The sequence below is a fragment of the Aneurinibacillus sp. UBA3580 genome, from assembly GCF_002375825.1.
Taxonomy (GTDB): domain Bacteria; phylum Bacillota; class Bacilli; order Aneurinibacillales; family Aneurinibacillaceae; genus Aneurinibacillus; species Aneurinibacillus danicus.
Genome location: NZ_DFMZ01000048.1, coordinates 41,382 through 56,095, shown reverse-complemented (window position 1 = coordinate 56,095; position 14,714 = coordinate 41,382). Strand labels below are relative to the sequence as shown.

Sequence of the window (14,714 nt, the reverse complement as noted above, 5' to 3'; positions counted from 1 at the left end):
GAGTCCCGACCATCTGCCGCAAGGCGTTCTGATTCACTTTCCACAGCCACGTTATATGGCGGGTCCGTGACAACCAGATTCGCTTTCTTTCCCTGCATGAGCCGCTGCACATCTTCTAAACGTGTAGCATCGCCACAGACGAGCAAGTGCCTGCCTAAGCGCCACACATCGCCATATCTTGTTTCTGGCTCTTTGATAGCGTCCAGCGTAGCCTGTACATCATATTCATCGTCTATGACCGGCTCATCCGGTTCTGTATCGGCCGGCAAAGCAGAGAGAAGGGCTTCGAGTTCCTCACCATCGAATCCGGTCAGCTCGATGCCAATTTCACTCTCAGCCAATTCCTGCAGCAAAACAACCAACTTCTCCTCGTCCCATCGGCCACTGATTTTATTCAGTGCGATATTCAGTGCCTTTTCGTGTGCTTCGTCCAGATTAACCACAGATACTTCAATTTCTGTATGGCCTTGTTCAAGTAGGATTTTTAATCGCTGGTGGCCACCAACAAGGTTTCCTGTGCGCTCGTTCCAAACCAGCGGCTCTACATAGCCGAATTCTGCGATGGAACGCTTTAATTTCTCGTATTCCAAATCTCCAGGCTGTAAATCGACACGCGGGTTGTATGGCGCCGGATTAATGCTAATGACTGGTACTTTTCGTATTTCCATATCTATCACCCACCTCCAAGGCAAAATAAAAAGCGCCTCATTCAGAAGCGCTCTTGCATTCATTGCAGATTCCTTTGTTATCGTAGTATTCTTTATCGCTTATCTGTTGATCACAATTCTTACAATACCTTTGTGGATCTTTATCCACCGAATCATTAATCAAACTTTCTTTAAAATAACCCATGCCCATCACCTCCCTACTAACTCATTCTCCGCTAGGAAGGTTTTTCCTCTCATTTGTCGAAGAATGTAGCAGGAGGTGATACTTTGGCTACCTATATCGTGAATGTCTACAAGAGAGAGGTTCATGTCAGCGCAAATATTACATCCAGATGCAACATCGAGAAGATGCGAGACAATCATCGCGTCGATACAGACGTGGACGACTGGTCAACAGGGTTCAACCCATTCAAACGCTGTCCGTATTGCTACATAGAAACAAATATCGCGCAAGAAGCATAGGGGTGGCAGCCCCTCTTTTTTATGCAAAACAAAGAGACCGTCCCTCAGGAACGGCCTCTTGCTTCGCACTTTTTTACCTTAACTATGAACGGGTTCCCCTTGTTGCACATGTAATGGAGGAGGAATTAACCACCCTTTTTCTTTGTTTATTCTTAGCAATGTAGCACCATATTGTGCTTTTTTCATGTGAAACTGGCCAAACATGAGAGCAATATCTTCTCGAATGGATTGGCCCATCATTTGGCTGCAAGCAACAAGACCAGCTGCAATGTCTTTAGAGACGGAAGCTGCAATTTCCGGATCGGTAAAACGTGCGCCTGCCGGAATACTTTCTAATGATGCTCCAGGACGTTCTGGAGGAGCAGGTGGCAATGCAACGCCATTGTTTTTAAGCAATGTTTGTGTTTGTTCAATTTCAGGCTTGATGACGTTTTGAATTGTGTCCTCTAAGAATTTTCTTAAATCCTTATCACCCGTATGGTTAATTAGCGCTTGATAACCAGCCAACATCCCTTGTGCTCCTACTAAGTAACTCCATACTCCAAATACTTCACCGTAGTGCATTGGCTCTTGCTGAGGATTTCCACTTAAAATACCCATAATCGTCCTCCCTATTGTAATAATATCCACGATAATCTCCTTCAAGAAACACTTTGTATCTGTGCCCAAAATTATAATGCTTCTAACGAATTAGCTTTATTCCTGTAATAATAAAAAAGTAAATATAAAACAAAAAGACCGCTCCCCAAGAACGGCCCCTTCGCTTATCTTCTGACACTATCATCATACCACCCCTATCTCAAAATAGTGCGCCAACTTTGCGCCAAAACTTTGCCATTTTTACGCCAAAAGTTCGCCACTCCCTAAACGGTTAATGGCTCCTCATTCTTCTCGATAACTTCCATCCTCAACATAAATGCCAGTGAATAAATAGCTCGCGCCTTCTCCCGGTCATACGTCCGGCTGGAAATGTTCAATTCGGTATACACCATATAATCAAAGTTCCGATCAACATCATCATTCAGATAGCGCATCTCAATAATTTGACGCTGGCGCTTCGGCAACCTCTTTACCGCTCTCTCTACGCGCTCTGTAAGCTCCCTGATGCGTTCCTCAGCATCCACATTCCAGGAGGCATTGTCACCTACCTGGTCACTCGTCGCGTTCGTCTGACCGTGAAAGCGAGGCTCGTATGAAGGAGTATTTCTTACCTCGCGTCTTTCAAAGCCGATGCGACGATAAATACGCGCAGTATCCAGTACGCCTTCTATTCTTTTCTGCGTAGCTTTCCGGTCAATTTTCGGCAAAAACGACATTTGCATGACGACTCCCCCTGCTCATGGTAAAATATTCTTAATCGAATATTAGAGCAGGGCACCTCTTTCCAGCTACGAACCGACAGAGGTGCCTTTTAATTTGTTATGACTATTTTGCAAATGTATTTTTACGATTTGGTATACTGAGCTTAACAATATTCTCCTCAGTATAAGCTTCTTTTTCTTTTAACATTCCTTTATCAAGGTTTAGTAATACCTCAATTTTCTCTTTAGGCAAAGCCAACTCCTGTATAATTTGTTTAGAAGTTAAAACATTGCTTGTTAAAAGTAAATCGATAGCCTTTCTTAAAACAGTCGGTTCTGAAACAGCCATCACATTGTCTAAAGGTTCACGTGTTCTCATTCCTTTAGCACTCATTTGTCTCATTAAATATTGGTACTGATTATAATTAATTGCTTGAAGTTGATACGCTCTAATAATCATAGCACCAATTGAGACTCTCCATTTCTTCTTAAGTTCAATATAAAAATCGAGTTTGTTAGGATAAGCTAAGTCCCTTAAGAAAGCATTCTTTGGCAAAAGGAAGGAAGCTGCAAATTGATCAGCTTGTCTTTCCATTTCCTTATATTCGTCTTTAGATAATTCCTCTACATTTAAGTCACAGTTATGGATTAATACATGCCCAGCTTCATGAGCAGAATCAAACTGTCTACGTACAGCAGATTTCTTATCGTTCCCTAAAACAATAAAATATCTCTCTTTTCCATCAACAACTTGTCGTTGACTAAAAGCATCAATTTTTTCATCTGCCGTTTCAAAGGATGAGACAATAACCCCATTCTTTTCCAATAAATAAACCATATTAGGTATTGGTTCTTCACCTAGTCCCCAAAACTCTCGAGTTTCCAAAGCTAATCTTTCAATTTGTTCCTGATCCAGGTATTCCAAATCCACCTCTAAGTTGGGTAAGTTTAGTTCAGGAAAATTAATGTATTCATCCAAAAAAGAGTATATTTTGGACAATACCTTCATTCTTTCAATTTGTGTTAAACGTGCTGTCTTGTTTGCTGTTAAAGCAGATCTAAAAAAGGTGTTACCGATATGAATATTTTCATTGTCATGACCATAGAAAAATTCTCTAGGGAACTTTAAAACGCTGATTATTTTCATTAACGTTTCTAAACTTGGGACTGCCTTTCCATGTTCATACTGTGAAATTGCTTGTTTAGAAACGTCTGTTAATCTAGCCAAATCAGCAATAGTTTTACCTTCATACAACCGTGCTGCTCTTAATCTTTCCGGATTAAAAACGTTTGAATATTTCATTTAACTACTCCTCCTAAGAGAAGCCATTTTTATTCTGGTTCCTTCTCTTGTTGTTCGTCTTCTCGTTGTTTTAATTCAGTACGGTGATCCTGTTTCCGTAAAGCAGGATTTTTAAGTGAGAGTGGAATATCTTCAGAAGCTTGATTTGTTCCAGTTGTTTCATGATTAACGGTATCATAGGATGTAGGAATAAACATACTCCAATCCTCTTCCAGCAAAAAATCATGGGACAAATCGCTTCTAGGTACATATGCATGTACGGCATTGACCTTATTTGCCCTTACAGAAAAAATTACCATGACACACATATCAACCTTCCAATTTCCAATTAGGCGTGAAAGATGAGCTTTAGCTTGCATGTATCTTTCTCCCTTAATTGGAGAGACCTGATCTATTCCTAGTGAGGTAAAGTGCATAGACAGCTGATCAGAATAATTTTCCCAATCGTAGCTCTCAAGTTGCTCGTTGGATAAAGCATAACCCTCCATAAAATGCGGTATGCTTTGCTTGTCCATCGCTCTAAGTCGTGCTTCTCTTAAGTTTGTATTAGAACGAATAATATAAAGAGTATTTGTTTGCTTTTCATAAATTTGAATATGCTCCCACCGCGTTCTCATAGGTTTCATTACCCTTACTATGAACTCATCAGAATTAAACGCTCTGTTCACTTTATCCAAAACATAATCAATTCTGCAGTAAGGATCTCCATTGCTAGTTATGGTTCTTTTGTTATTTCTAAAGTCTTGGTAGTCGGCATCATTACCATAACAAATGGCCTCAACAAGCTTTCTTCTTTGAATCTCACTTAACGGAACAGACAGTCTCTTCATCACTATCACACTCACTTTTCGATGGTAAATGTTGAAATTATTTTTACATTTTTATCACAATTCGTCAAGTGAGTTTTCCTTATGATTTATTATAATCAATCTTTTTTAAATATAATCATACAAGTCGCATTCTTTGATGGGTCTTTAGAAGTTTTTCAGCCACCCACCGGCTTCCCAACTGGCAACCGATTCTATGCAATTACTTTCCATCCGCGCCGCTGCCACCTATGCAACTCGTTCCAACGAATTAATTCATAGCGATAAACAACGTGAGCAGAGCCAAACCCTTTCTCTCTGCGACTAAGCAGGTAGTAGCGTGCTTTCTTCATTACGCCACCAGCCTTGGCCGCCACGCTTGAATGAAGAGTACCAACTGATTGAATTCAGAACGCCGCACATCCCGATAACTCGGAACAGCAAAACAATCTTTGATAGCTCGATGAATTTCACTGAATAACTTCCGGCGCTCTTTCTCCAAGTCCGGCACAATTTCTTCTGTTCCGTCAAAGCCAAGTTGTTTAAATGCTACCTGCTCGGCCAGCTCGTACACACGCTTGGCAATTTCCTTCTGCGCTTTACGCTGCTCGTGACTGTTTAAGGTAATCTGCTCCTCGACTTTCCGATCCACTTCTGCCAGCTTTATTTCAAGCTGCTGTTGTCCTTGCCGCAACTCTTCCTGTCCCTCCATTAAATCAGCAGTTGTTCGAAGAACGGTAACAAGCGCCTGCTCCTTCGAAAGCGGAACAACATTCTGCGACGCTGTGTATTGCCCAGTTTTTCGGATGGACGGAATCACTGTTTTTCGAACCCAACGCTGAAATGCTTTTGCTTCTAGTTTGTCGCTGTAATGAATCAATGCGTATAGTCCTGATTCAGAAACTGCAAGCATTTGTTGAACCCCTCCAAGGGTTTCGACACTGACGAATCCCTTTTCATCGTCGTCTAATCCGCCGGAAATGTACTCGGAACCATCTTCACGCTTGCGCTTCTTTCCGTTAACAGCTTCGCTCAATGTGCTACGTGCCATGTCTAAAGCGGCAGCCACATCTTTTGCTACAAACCACGGTTCATTGTTTACCATCACGACTCGCACTTCCCGATCTTCGAAATTGAAAATAGTTGGCATATTGCTCATCATTTCTTCACCTCGTAAATTTCAATTTCGGAACGTTGCTCCTTCGCTGTATCCACCTTCACCTTTTCGATTGTTAACTTGCGTACCTGCCGATCGTCGATCCAGGCAATGCCATTCAGGGAGTCCAAATATGCCTTCGCTAGATTATCTGCATCCGGCTCTCGAAGGCCATGGAGATAGGCAACAGCCTTTACCTCTATCGGTCCCTCTGCTCTTCTTACTCTTTCTGCTTTCGCAAGCCATCCGATGTAATTCTTGTATGTAAGATAGCGCTGCGCTTGCTTATTGACAAACTTACTCCGCTGTGTCATGCGTACCGCCGGAACCGGGCGACCGGGTACAACCAACCGAATCATGCTTTCTTCCTCCGTTGCTCATTCCCAGCAAGTAGTCCCTGTTCTCTCCATCGCTTTTTCCGGCTATAAAGTCCCGACGGAGTGATATCGTACTGTATCGCGATTTGCCAATCTCTAAGCCCTTTTTCCCTATCCTGCATATAGCTTTCAGGTGTAAGCTCTTCGCGCGGTTTCGAGACAACTTCCATGAGTTTGATAGGCTTTGGTCGTACTTTTAGCACCGGTTGTACTTCAATCGACTCCGGCCGTATCTGCACTCCTTCGAGTTTCGAAGCCAGCGCATGCAGTTGTTTTCCGACCGGGCACTGCGTATTGCAGTATACCTGCAAACTTTGATTCGCTGCGTCCCAAGCGCTGCCGCTCTTCCCTTTCAGTGCTTGTTTCTTGGTCTCGCAGTTGCTGCAATACTCGTCCAGTGTCCGGCATATCTGCAATCGAAGCACTCGCTTCTCCTTCCTGGAAAGAGCTGTGTTACTCATCCGGCTCATCCTCCACTTCGATTTCAATCGCTCGTGTCTGTTTGTTAATCCGAATACCCGTGACTGCCTTGTCCAAATTCTCTGTACGATTCATCTGCGAAAGTAAACTTTGTAGGCAGCACACCATATTCCGCACCTTTGCTTTGTCTGGAATAAGTACAAAGTATTTCATCTGGCTTCTCCTCCTAAAGATTCCAGTTGAATTTGAGTGATGAGAGTGAAAACGCAGTATTCTTGTACTTTATTCTCCTTCCATCCTAATGCTCACTTTACGCACCACTCATTTCCCTGAATCGTTTAACAGCCAGCTCACGCCGATAACTCGTCGCCTTATTTTCTATGATGATGCTTGTTCCAATGATTCGGTCATGAATCCGCTGCGCCTTGATTTTGTCCTCTTCTGTCGGATCCAGCGGCATAAAGCGTATCAATAAATCGGCCGGAAAAAAGTTTGTGGTATACAGCGTCGGCTTTTTCTTTCGATACCGTCCGTCAATAATCCGGAACATCACATCGAGTACCCAGTCTGTGATTTTCTCAGCACCGATATCGTCCAGAACGAGTAAGTCACAATCCCGAAGCGCCGTCATAATCTCGCTTTCCGTCTCTTTTTCTTTCTTGTTGAACGTGTTTCGAATACGCTCCAGTAATTCAGCCATTGTCTGAAAAACAACGGTAAATCCTTTATCTTTGACTTCGTGTGCCACTGCCGCAGCAAGGTGTGTCTTACCGTTCCCAGGGATTCCCCAGAGCAGTAGCCCTATTTCTTCCTGGTGGTGCTCGAAGTTTTGGGCATAATCTCGTGCCATTTGATATGCCTTTTCAGCGCCAGGACGTGATTGAAACGTATAAAACTTACACTCTTCAAAGCGCTTACCCAGCTCTGAAATGTTAAACTTCCGCTCAATCATCTTTCGCTGAATAAGGGTCTCTGCTTGCTTTTGGTCATAGACGAACTTGTCAATTTCGCATTGGCAACGACTCTGTACGATACGCACCTTGCCGAACAACTCAATCTGTGTCTTTGGCACAAACCTGCCACAAATCGAGCAATAGTAATCTCCTTCAGCGTCTTTAGAAAGAGAGGGAATTAATTTCATCACGGAACGCTGGATCAAGTTCTCTGCGGACTGCACTGCGTATGCCTCCTTTTGACTCTCTGATTTCAAACGTATCCTTGTTTTGACGGTTCAACATCAGCATCAGCTTTCGATAAGCCTCATGGTCAGTTGTGTTCCTAAGAATCCCCAGTGTATATTGCTCTCGCTTATCGTCATGCTTTTCAAAGTGATGCCATACAGCAAAGTTAATTTGATTTGCGGAGTATTTTTTCATCTTCGCAAAAACCTGAAGCAAGACGTTTCTTGAAATCTTGCATGTGCTTCTCGTTAACCGCAACATATCACAATAACGAATCACTAGTTTTCGATTGACACCGGACGGCAATACGTCGATGTTCTCATCGACAAAGGTTTCGATGTCTTTTTCTGAAACGAGCGACGTATTAGGTTTATTATTATTACTGCTGTTTATATTGCTGTTCTTATTGTTGTTACTATATATAAGTTGTCCCGTTTCTCCATTTGCTTGTGCCTTCGCTTGTACCGTTTCGCTGTTTGCTTGTTCCACTTCCATTTTGTTAGTGGGTAAATCCCAGGAAACACAAGGTTTTTCACCATCGTTTACTTGTACCATTTTGCCGCTTGCTTGTCCTTTTGCTTGTGCCACTTCCCCGTTTGCTTGTACCGTTTTTCTATATTTTGAGAGATTTTGATAAGCAGAATAGTTTACGATCATCACCCTAACACCGCGCTTCCCCCGAAGAGTTTCCATTGTGATAACTCCACCTTTTTGAAGTCGAGAAAGCGACGTGCTTATCTCTTTTCTTGACCATCCTGTTTGCTCTTCAAGTTGGGAAAGAACGAGAACAGCTTCTCCCGTATTCCAGTCAGCTTGTTCAAGCAAATGGTAGAAAAGGAGTTTATCTCTTACATTTTTAATCGAGAGTCGGGGCAGAATCACAAACCCCGACGCTTGCATGATGATGTCTTTTTGCTCTTCCATACCCCGACATCTCCTTTGATTATTTAATAGAATAGAGTGTGAAAAATCCCGCGTATATTACCTCGCTGAGCGTTTAGTACGCGGCATTCTGTCTTCGTAGCCTAACGGGTCTTCCCACGCCCCTGAGCTGTTTTCTAACCCAGGGGCTTCATCAAAAGGGAGGTCATCGTCCGATATGTCAATCGGTTTATTCATTGGAGTTGGACTGTCTCCTGCGCTTATCATAGCTAACAGTTCATCCGGACTCGTTTCTTGTAAAAGCTTGATTAAGTCACTCGCTTCTTTAGAAGTAAGCTCTGATACACTTTGCTTATTGTTTAGATATTGAATCAGGCGTTTTATTCCCTCTTCATCAAGCCCTTTCCCTTTGGCGATGGCGAAAATGGCCCTTTGCTGTTTTTCTGAGGCTACACCATTACCAGAAGATTGGTTATTGCTCCGTGAACCATGGGAAGATGAAGTTTGTTGCCTTGGCTGCTGATGCTCCTGCATCGGTATATCATCCATATCTTCAAGATCCTGTGTAAACAGTCCCGATGCTCCTGTAGCCTGCAGTGTCGCTCCAACCAACGCTCGCTTAATCGCCATTTTCTGAAGCGTATTCACCAGCATATAAGGGTCCTGATTTCGATATCGCTTTTCTTTGCTATTTGCCGAACCCTCACATTCAGCTAAAACCATTTCTGTACCATTCGGTAAGGTCTTAACGACCGTTACTTTGTAATTAAAATAAAAGAAGCCGTTATCCCAATCCTTTACCTGTTCAACAGCCTGAACACGGTGACCAAGCCCGTAAAACCTTAGTAGATTTTCAGCTCCTGGCTTTAAAAGCGACGGCTTCGGAGTGCCTGGAACAACACCGTAATCCGTTCCGTTTACGAGCACCTGCTTTGTGATTTGTTTCAGTGCCTGATAGGCTTGGAGAGCCTGCTGTGGCGTCACAGCGACTTGTGAAATATACGTCTGTTGTGGGTATTCCATGAGTTGGTTTTCTGGCATAGCCAATTCAATCACCTCTAGTTAATAAATTCCTTCCAGCAACATGAGCATATGACTCCGTATGGCTCCTCTTCTCTTGCGTGATACACCGGAGTGATTTTCTCCCCCGGCTCAATCGGTGCGCCACACATTTGGCAGTTTTCCATACTTATCACCTTCCTTTGCAAAGCTCACGGAAGGAACAATATCCGCAAGCAAACCCTTCTTCATTTGGATAAAAGACACCAGCACTAATCGCCTGCCCAACGCCCTGAATGGTTGCCTTTAAACGTTCCATTCGTCCTTTATCTATCTCCGTCTCTAATCGAGTAATCTTCGGGCCTTTCTTTAAGTTGACCACGTAATCCAGCCCAACTTTCACTTCCTTTTGCCCAGTAAGCTCTCGATAGGCAAGAGCGTAAGCTGCCAGTTGAATCGAAGAATCTACTACGTCAGCTGTAGGTGATTTAGATGCTGTCTTAAAATCTCGAATCGTTCCATCTGTTTCTGCTAAATCAATAAATCCTTGAAATGGAATGCCCTCGACTTCCATCATGAAGCCCGTTTCTATAAGGAAAGGACTCAGGGTTCGCCCATGTTCCTCATAATAAGCCATGGTCATTTTCAAGCCAGAATCCTTCAATTGACCTTTATCCTCGTCTTCCTTCCACTCCACTTCTTCCTTTTCAGTCTCCCAAGCATCCGAAAACACATCAGCTACCTGATCCGTTTCAAAAATTTCACCCGTTTCCATCTTGGCACGGTTTGCTTCTTCAATCGCTTTGTGAAAGGCTCGTCCCAGCAAAAAACTACTGCCAAAAGTAGTCTTCATCCCGTAAACATACTGATATTCATACTGCTTTGGACAACGTTGATAAGTCCGAATTTGTGATACAGACAGGTATCCGCGCGGTAATTTTACTGGCACGTATATCCCTCCAATATTTGATTTTCAAAGAGCATTCATGATACATTGATAAAAAGTGATTTTTTAAGTGAGTGACCTGTTGCAGCAGGTCATTTTTTATTTACCCTGCAACCTTCTCAGTTGCAAAATTGGCAATGTACCCTCGAATACAATCATGTTCATCATGGAGATATCCCTCGTCCGTTTCCCAGACTTCTTCACCTTCATAAATCTCGCCCCCACATCCAACGCATTCACCAACAACACGCGCTTCTTGTGGATCTGCAAAACCTTGTGAGAATCGGTCTAAGCTTGGCATATTCTTTTCACCACCTTTCTTCAAAGTTGCCAGCGCCCCTACCCCTACGCTGGCTGTACAGCCCCGATGGCTGCGCCTATGTAATTCTTGATGTTTGGCGACCCGTGCCGGAGTCGAACCGGCAATACCCATCGGGCCAAGAAGCCAGGGCACTTGCCCTAAGATTGGTAGGATTTTCCTCCCTTTTGTCTAATCATGTTAGATAGAGAGGAGGTGAAATTATGAAATCTTTAGGCATGAGTTATAAAGATCTTGAAACTACAGGATTTGTCGAGTATCAAACAGCCGTGCTTGATGTAATGGATGAAGAAGAAAAAGAGATTCAATTAGGTTCACCGTTATACAGTGCTTTGTTATCCGAAGCTCCACATGAAGCACTTATTCGAGCTGTTGCAAAGATGATTGAAGAGAACAACGCTGTGCTTCTAAAGCAGTTAAAAGCTCTTGGCGTCGTTCAGGACACTGAATGAATTTCTCAATACGTTGTTTTCTTATTTCAATTAAGGCTAGTTCGCCATCAATCCAAGCCGCCGGGCCACGGGCGGCTTCTAACTTCTCGACTCGCGCTTCCAGTGCAGTGATACGTTCTTCTATGGTCAAGCTTCTCACCCCACTTTCAAGTTAGTTCTAATCTCTTCGGCCAAGGAGTTAGGGTTCTTGCCCTGAGATCAGTAGGATTCCTCTGCCCTTTATTGAATTTTGTTTATAGGAAGAAGAGTTGCTTTTGTGAATGACTTTCTTCCAAATTCATGACAGGAGGATATAAAAATGATGAAATTTCACTGTCATCGTTGCGAGGAAACTTTTAGAATCGAGTTTCAAAACCTATACAACAAAGTGTTTATTCAATGTCCAAATTGTGCTTTAGAGTTTCCTCCGGATGCTGTCAAGGCTCTAAGGCAGTTCAGCGAAGCCTACATGGATACAGTTGATATACTCAAGAAGACTGGTTCCTTTAAAGAGTGCTGGAGTATCTCTTTAGAAGGAAACTCTACTCTCCTACCAGGTCCTATAAACGAATTTGAACATATGTCATTCGGTTACGAGAAAGAAAAAGAACAATCCTATTGGCAACATCGCCGCAAGCCTTATGAGGCTAAAATCCAGAATATCGATGATGAAGAACTTCTATTTTAGTTTGTTATCCGGTTCTTGTTTGCCATCACATTCAGAGCTTGTCTTAAATAGCAAGCAACGTTCTGAGCTTGTCCATAAGTAAGACCGTATGCAGAACAAACTTTAATCAATTCACTAACAACCTTGATTTCATCAGGGGTTGCCTCTTTTTGAGTGGTAACCCCCCTTTTTTCCAGCTTCTCGACCCGCGCTTCCAGCTCGGCAAGGCGTTGCTCAATCGCTTCCACATCATTCCCTCCTCTCTATGTATTGCACTTCTCGGAAGTGCTGCCGGAACCGGGGAAAAGACGTGGGTAAGAGAAAAGGTGGAGTTCAACTTCCCGGCCCCCGGCAGCAAGCCCGAGGAGCTTGCCGCACACACGAACATGTGTTATTCTTTTTTTGATAAGTGCTCTCTAAGCTGTTTCTGTGTTACCACACAGGACAGCTTTTTTCTTTTCTAACCTTTCTCTGTTCTGCCGAAGACGCTCCCTATACGCTTGACTCTGTTCTTCATCCATAAGCGACATGTCATAAGCAGCCGTTCTCTCCAATACTTCCTGTAAGCGAAGATTAATCTCCAACGCGGTTACCGCACGTCCTGTCGCTTTCTGCTGCTCGGATATTTGTTCCAAAACCAATGTGCGTTCCGGCATCGTTAATTCCAGCCAATCTTTCGGTTTCATTCCCTTTCACTCGCTTTCGATAGAATGTTTCCATGTCTGCCAGTGTCAAAACACTTCTTCCCTTTGACTGATCGCCATCACATACAATGTCAATCATGCTTGGCCGTTCATCATGCTCGATAGCCATGCTTATCGCTCTCCTTGCTTGACCTGGTACTCATGCTTTTTAATCAGCGCTTCTCGATCCAGGCCAAACTCTTCTTCCAGCACGCCCATCATGATAACTCCTGTATTCACCACATCCTTAAGCTCAAACCACACCTTCTCGGCGGCTTCCTTTCGCTTTTTCTGGCAGATATGCCTTGCAAAGATGATTTCCCCTAGCGCCTGCATCCCTTCTTTCAGTTCCTTCAGCAAAAGCTCTTTCAACGCCGATGGATGCAGATCAAAGTTTGGGACAAGCTTTAACAGATTGGAGATAAATCCACCGGTTCGCTCATCGGCCAGCCATAACGTGAAGCGCCAGTTTATCGAAGCAAGTTTTGCATCACTGCTTTCCGACCACTTTCTTGCACCGCTTTCCACTTTGCTCATCATGGAGCGTTCAAAGTTTAACTGGGCCGCCAGCTCACCCTGGGTGATGTTCTTTTCCTTCCGGTACTGGCGTATGAAGTCACCAATTGACATCTCGTTTCCTCCTTTCGTCACGTTCCCTTCCTTTCGTTTTGTCGCTAACTCATGATACGCTTTCCTCAGGCCAGTACCGGACACGGAACCGACGTCCTCGAATTTCTACACATTCGGGCAGCTCGTAATTCACCGCTTGTCCGAAGGTAGCCCGGATGACGGAAAGGACACAATGGCCGTATACGGGTTTGCCGTTATCATAAGCAATCGGCTGGGCTTTAATTTGACGAAGGAGCGCTTTCGCTAATGCTGCATGAGGCCGACCTCTTTTTGTCAGTAAGCCAAGGGCTTCTGCGACTTCCGATGGCGTGTACATATGATTCACCCCCTTTCCAGCAAGGAAGGAATATGATTATGCAGTTGTGTTATTCTGGCTCTTCCTGGCGAGCCATTGAAAGAACTCATCACGCCGAACCCGGCGAATGCGACCTTCAAAGGGCAGCAACGGAAAGTCAGTTCGTTTCATGAGCTCGTATGCAGTTGGTTTGGATACACGTAGGATTTCTGCAATGTCTTTGGCAGTTAGAATCATTGGGTAATCTTGAATGGTTTTGGGTTGCATCACAACCCTTACCTCCTTCCGGTAAATTTTGTTATTTAAAATCTGTTAAATGTTTTTAAGCTGTTTTACTTCCCAACTTTTTGTTGGGTTGCTTCCCAAAAAAAATTTCTTCTAATGGTACATTGAAGAGTTTAGCTATTCCTAAAGCTATGTCCAATTTTGGGGTTCTTACGCCTTGCTCAATCATTCCATAATAACTCTCCGTAATTTCAATTCCATATAGATGTTTCAAAAGATAAACAACATCTTTTTGAAACATATTCCTTTCCTTACGCAAGGCGATTAGTTTTAATCGTTTACTATCCATTTTGCACCTCCCAACTTTTTGTTGTTTTTATATTAACCCAACAAAAAGTTGTATGTCAACACAAAATAACAATTTTTTGTTGTCTTTAATTAAAAATAAGACTTCACCCAACTAATAGTTGTATAATAAATTTGAAGCATAGCTAGAAAGGATGTTTTTATGGCTGAGCTAAAACAAAAATTGCGTGAACTTAGGAAAAAACATAAATTAACTCAAAAAGAAGTGGCTGATTTCCTAGGGATTACGGAAAGTGCTTATGGATACTATGAACAAGGAAGAAACGAGCCTTCTTTAGACACTATTCGAAAATTAGCAAATAAATATGAAGTGTCGATTGCTTACTTAATAGGAGAATCGACAGACAACTCAGCACATGAATCTTCACATTCAATTCAAGTATCTGGCCAGAACATTAAATTATCATCAGCAGAGTTTCAAGTTCTCCAAGAAATGAGAAAACATCCTCAGTTTGCAGCTATGTTTCACGACTTAGCCACTGCTCCGGAAAAGAAAGTCAAAACTTTAATCAAGATGTGGGAAGTTATCAAAGCAGACTTGGATGAAGAAGACGATCCGGAAGACATCATTGAAGATTAACACACATAGACTAACGA

25 protein-coding genes are annotated in these 14,714 nt (G+C 43.1%); 4 read left to right on the top strand and 21 right to left on the bottom strand.

The annotated features are described in order from the left end of the window. A partial coding sequence (locus tag B2899_RS07840) for a ParB N-terminal domain-containing protein (protein ID WP_286884874.1) occupies positions 1 to 668 on the bottom strand: 668 nt, incomplete at its 3' end. Positions 669 to 935: 267 nt separating this feature from the next. On the opposite strand from B2899_RS07840, the gene B2899_RS07835 reads away from it, so the two are divergent. Beyond that, positions 936 to 1,130 carry a hypothetical protein gene (locus B2899_RS07835; protein ID WP_286884872.1) on the top strand — a complete coding sequence of 65 codons (195 nt, stop codon included), beginning with the start codon at positions 936 to 938 and terminating at the stop codon, positions 1,128 to 1,130. Positions 1,131 to 1,208: 78 nt separating this feature from the next. Here B2899_RS07835 and B2899_RS07830 read toward each other — a convergent pair whose 3' ends face one another. From B2899_RS07830 to B2899_RS07765, 14 genes are all read right to left on the bottom strand, one after another. Further along, complete coding sequence (locus B2899_RS07830; RefSeq protein WP_286884881.1) at positions 1,209 to 1,730, bottom strand: DUF3231 family protein; 522 nt, start codon at positions 1,728 to 1,730, stop codon at positions 1,209 to 1,211. 263 nt (positions 1,731 to 1,993) lie between these two features. After that, positions 1,994 to 2,452 carry an ArpU family phage packaging/lysis transcriptional regulator gene (locus B2899_RS07825; protein ID WP_057898493.1) on the bottom strand — a complete coding sequence of 153 codons (459 nt, stop codon included), beginning with the start codon at positions 2,450 to 2,452 and terminating at the stop codon, positions 1,994 to 1,996. 103 nt (positions 2,453 to 2,555) lie between these two features. Next, complete coding sequence (locus B2899_RS07820) at positions 2,556 to 3,734, bottom strand: helix-turn-helix domain-containing protein (protein WP_286884869.1); 1,179 nt, start codon at positions 3,732 to 3,734, stop codon at positions 2,556 to 2,558. A gap of 29 nt (positions 3,735 to 3,763) precedes the next feature. Further along, the gene (locus B2899_RS07815) at positions 3,764 to 4,564 is read right to left on the bottom strand and encodes a DUF5986 family protein (protein ID WP_286884878.1); all 801 of its coding nucleotides are present in this window, start codon (positions 4,562 to 4,564) and stop codon (positions 3,764 to 3,766) included. 191 nt (positions 4,565 to 4,755) lie between these two features. Next, the gene (locus B2899_RS07810) at positions 4,756 to 4,893 is read right to left on the bottom strand and encodes a hypothetical protein (RefSeq protein ID WP_286884868.1); all 138 of its coding nucleotides are present in this window, start codon (positions 4,891 to 4,893) and stop codon (positions 4,756 to 4,758) included. After that, a complete protein-coding gene (locus B2899_RS07805) occupies positions 4,893 to 5,702 on the bottom strand; it encodes a BRO family protein (RefSeq protein ID WP_286884866.1) in 810 nt (269 codons plus the stop codon). Before B2899_RS07805 ends, B2899_RS07810 begins: the two co-directional genes overlap by 1 nt. Continuing rightward, positions 5,699 to 6,055, bottom strand: coding sequence for a RusA family crossover junction endodeoxyribonuclease (locus tag B2899_RS07800; protein ID WP_286884865.1), 357 nt, complete (start codon positions 6,053 to 6,055; stop codon positions 5,699 to 5,701). The genes B2899_RS07805 and B2899_RS07800 overlap by 4 nt, the downstream gene beginning before the upstream one ends. After that, the gene (locus B2899_RS07795; protein ID WP_286884862.1) at positions 6,052 to 6,534 is read right to left on the bottom strand and encodes a zinc-finger domain-containing protein; all 483 of its coding nucleotides are present in this window, start codon (positions 6,532 to 6,534) and stop codon (positions 6,052 to 6,054) included. Before B2899_RS07795 ends, B2899_RS07800 begins: the two co-directional genes overlap by 4 nt. Next, the gene (locus B2899_RS07790; protein ID WP_286884859.1) at positions 6,527 to 6,706 is read right to left on the bottom strand and encodes a hypothetical protein; all 180 of its coding nucleotides are present in this window, start codon (positions 6,704 to 6,706) and stop codon (positions 6,527 to 6,529) included. Before B2899_RS07790 ends, B2899_RS07795 begins: the two co-directional genes overlap by 8 nt. A gap of 97 nt (positions 6,707 to 6,803) precedes the next feature. After that, a complete protein-coding gene (locus tag B2899_RS07785) occupies positions 6,804 to 7,670 on the bottom strand; it encodes an ATP-binding protein (protein WP_286884857.1) in 867 nt (288 codons plus the stop codon). Beyond that, positions 7,609 to 8,598 (bottom strand): hypothetical protein, encoded by a 990-nt coding sequence (locus B2899_RS07780; protein WP_286884854.1) that lies wholly within the window; start codon positions 8,596 to 8,598, stop codon positions 7,609 to 7,611. The genes B2899_RS07785 and B2899_RS07780 overlap by 62 nt, the downstream gene beginning before the upstream one ends. Positions 8,599 to 8,655: 57 nt before the next feature. Then, positions 8,656 to 9,597, bottom strand: coding sequence for a hypothetical protein (locus B2899_RS07775; protein WP_286884852.1), 942 nt, complete (start codon positions 9,595 to 9,597; stop codon positions 8,656 to 8,658). A gap of 151 nt (positions 9,598 to 9,748) precedes the next feature. Beyond that, positions 9,749 to 10,504 (bottom strand): RecB family exonuclease, encoded by a 756-nt coding sequence (locus B2899_RS07770; RefSeq protein WP_286884850.1) that lies wholly within the window; start codon positions 10,502 to 10,504, stop codon positions 9,749 to 9,751. 100 nt (positions 10,505 to 10,604) lie between these two features. Next, the gene (locus tag B2899_RS07765; protein ID WP_286884849.1) at positions 10,605 to 10,826 is read right to left on the bottom strand and encodes a hypothetical protein; all 222 of its coding nucleotides are present in this window, start codon (positions 10,824 to 10,826) and stop codon (positions 10,605 to 10,607) included. A gap of 197 nt (positions 10,827 to 11,023) precedes the next feature. Between B2899_RS07765 and B2899_RS07760 the strand changes: the two genes are divergently transcribed. Together B2899_RS07760 and B2899_RS07755 are read left to right on the top strand one after the other, a co-directional pair. Further along, entirely contained in the window at positions 11,024 to 11,272 is a 249-nt protein-coding gene (locus tag B2899_RS07760; protein ID WP_057898482.1) for a hypothetical protein, read from the top strand. 298 nt (positions 11,273 to 11,570) lie between these two features. Beyond that, complete coding sequence (locus B2899_RS07755; RefSeq protein WP_286884848.1) at positions 11,571 to 11,939, top strand: hypothetical protein; 369 nt, start codon at positions 11,571 to 11,573, stop codon at positions 11,937 to 11,939. On the opposite strand, the gene B2899_RS07750 is transcribed toward B2899_RS07755, so the two are convergent. The 6 genes from B2899_RS07750 to B2899_RS07725 form a co-directional block, all read right to left on the bottom strand. Then, positions 11,936 to 12,166, bottom strand: coding sequence for a hypothetical protein (locus tag B2899_RS07750; RefSeq protein ID WP_286884845.1), 231 nt, complete (start codon positions 12,164 to 12,166; stop codon positions 11,936 to 11,938). The genes B2899_RS07755 and B2899_RS07750 overlap by 4 nt on opposite strands. A 325-nt stretch (positions 12,167 to 12,491) precedes the next feature. Then, positions 12,492 to 12,731, bottom strand: a complete 240-nt coding sequence (locus B2899_RS07745) for a hypothetical protein (protein WP_286884844.1) — start codon at positions 12,729 to 12,731, stop codon at positions 12,492 to 12,494. 2 nt (positions 12,732 to 12,733) lie between these two features. Continuing rightward, a complete protein-coding gene (locus B2899_RS07740; protein WP_286884842.1) occupies positions 12,734 to 13,231 on the bottom strand; it encodes a helix-turn-helix domain-containing protein in 498 nt (165 codons plus the stop codon). A 49-nt stretch (positions 13,232 to 13,280) separates the two neighbouring features. Further along, positions 13,281 to 13,547: a hypothetical protein gene (locus B2899_RS07735; protein WP_057898477.1), complete on the bottom strand. Its 267-nt coding sequence runs from the start codon at positions 13,545 to 13,547 to the stop codon at positions 13,281 to 13,283. 36 nt (positions 13,548 to 13,583) lie between these two features. After that, positions 13,584 to 13,793, bottom strand: a complete 210-nt coding sequence (locus B2899_RS07730; protein WP_286884876.1) for a helix-turn-helix domain-containing protein — start codon at positions 13,791 to 13,793, stop codon at positions 13,584 to 13,586. A 55-nt stretch (positions 13,794 to 13,848) separates the two neighbouring features. Next, complete coding sequence (locus tag B2899_RS07725) at positions 13,849 to 14,100, bottom strand: helix-turn-helix transcriptional regulator (protein ID WP_286884837.1); 252 nt, start codon at positions 14,098 to 14,100, stop codon at positions 13,849 to 13,851. 159 nt (positions 14,101 to 14,259) lie between these two features. On the opposite strand from B2899_RS07725, the gene B2899_RS07720 reads away from it, so the two are divergent. Beyond that, positions 14,260 to 14,697 (top strand): helix-turn-helix domain-containing protein, encoded by a 438-nt coding sequence (locus tag B2899_RS07720; RefSeq protein WP_286884836.1) that lies wholly within the window; start codon positions 14,260 to 14,262, stop codon positions 14,695 to 14,697. Positions 14,698 to 14,714 lie beyond the last annotated feature (17 nt).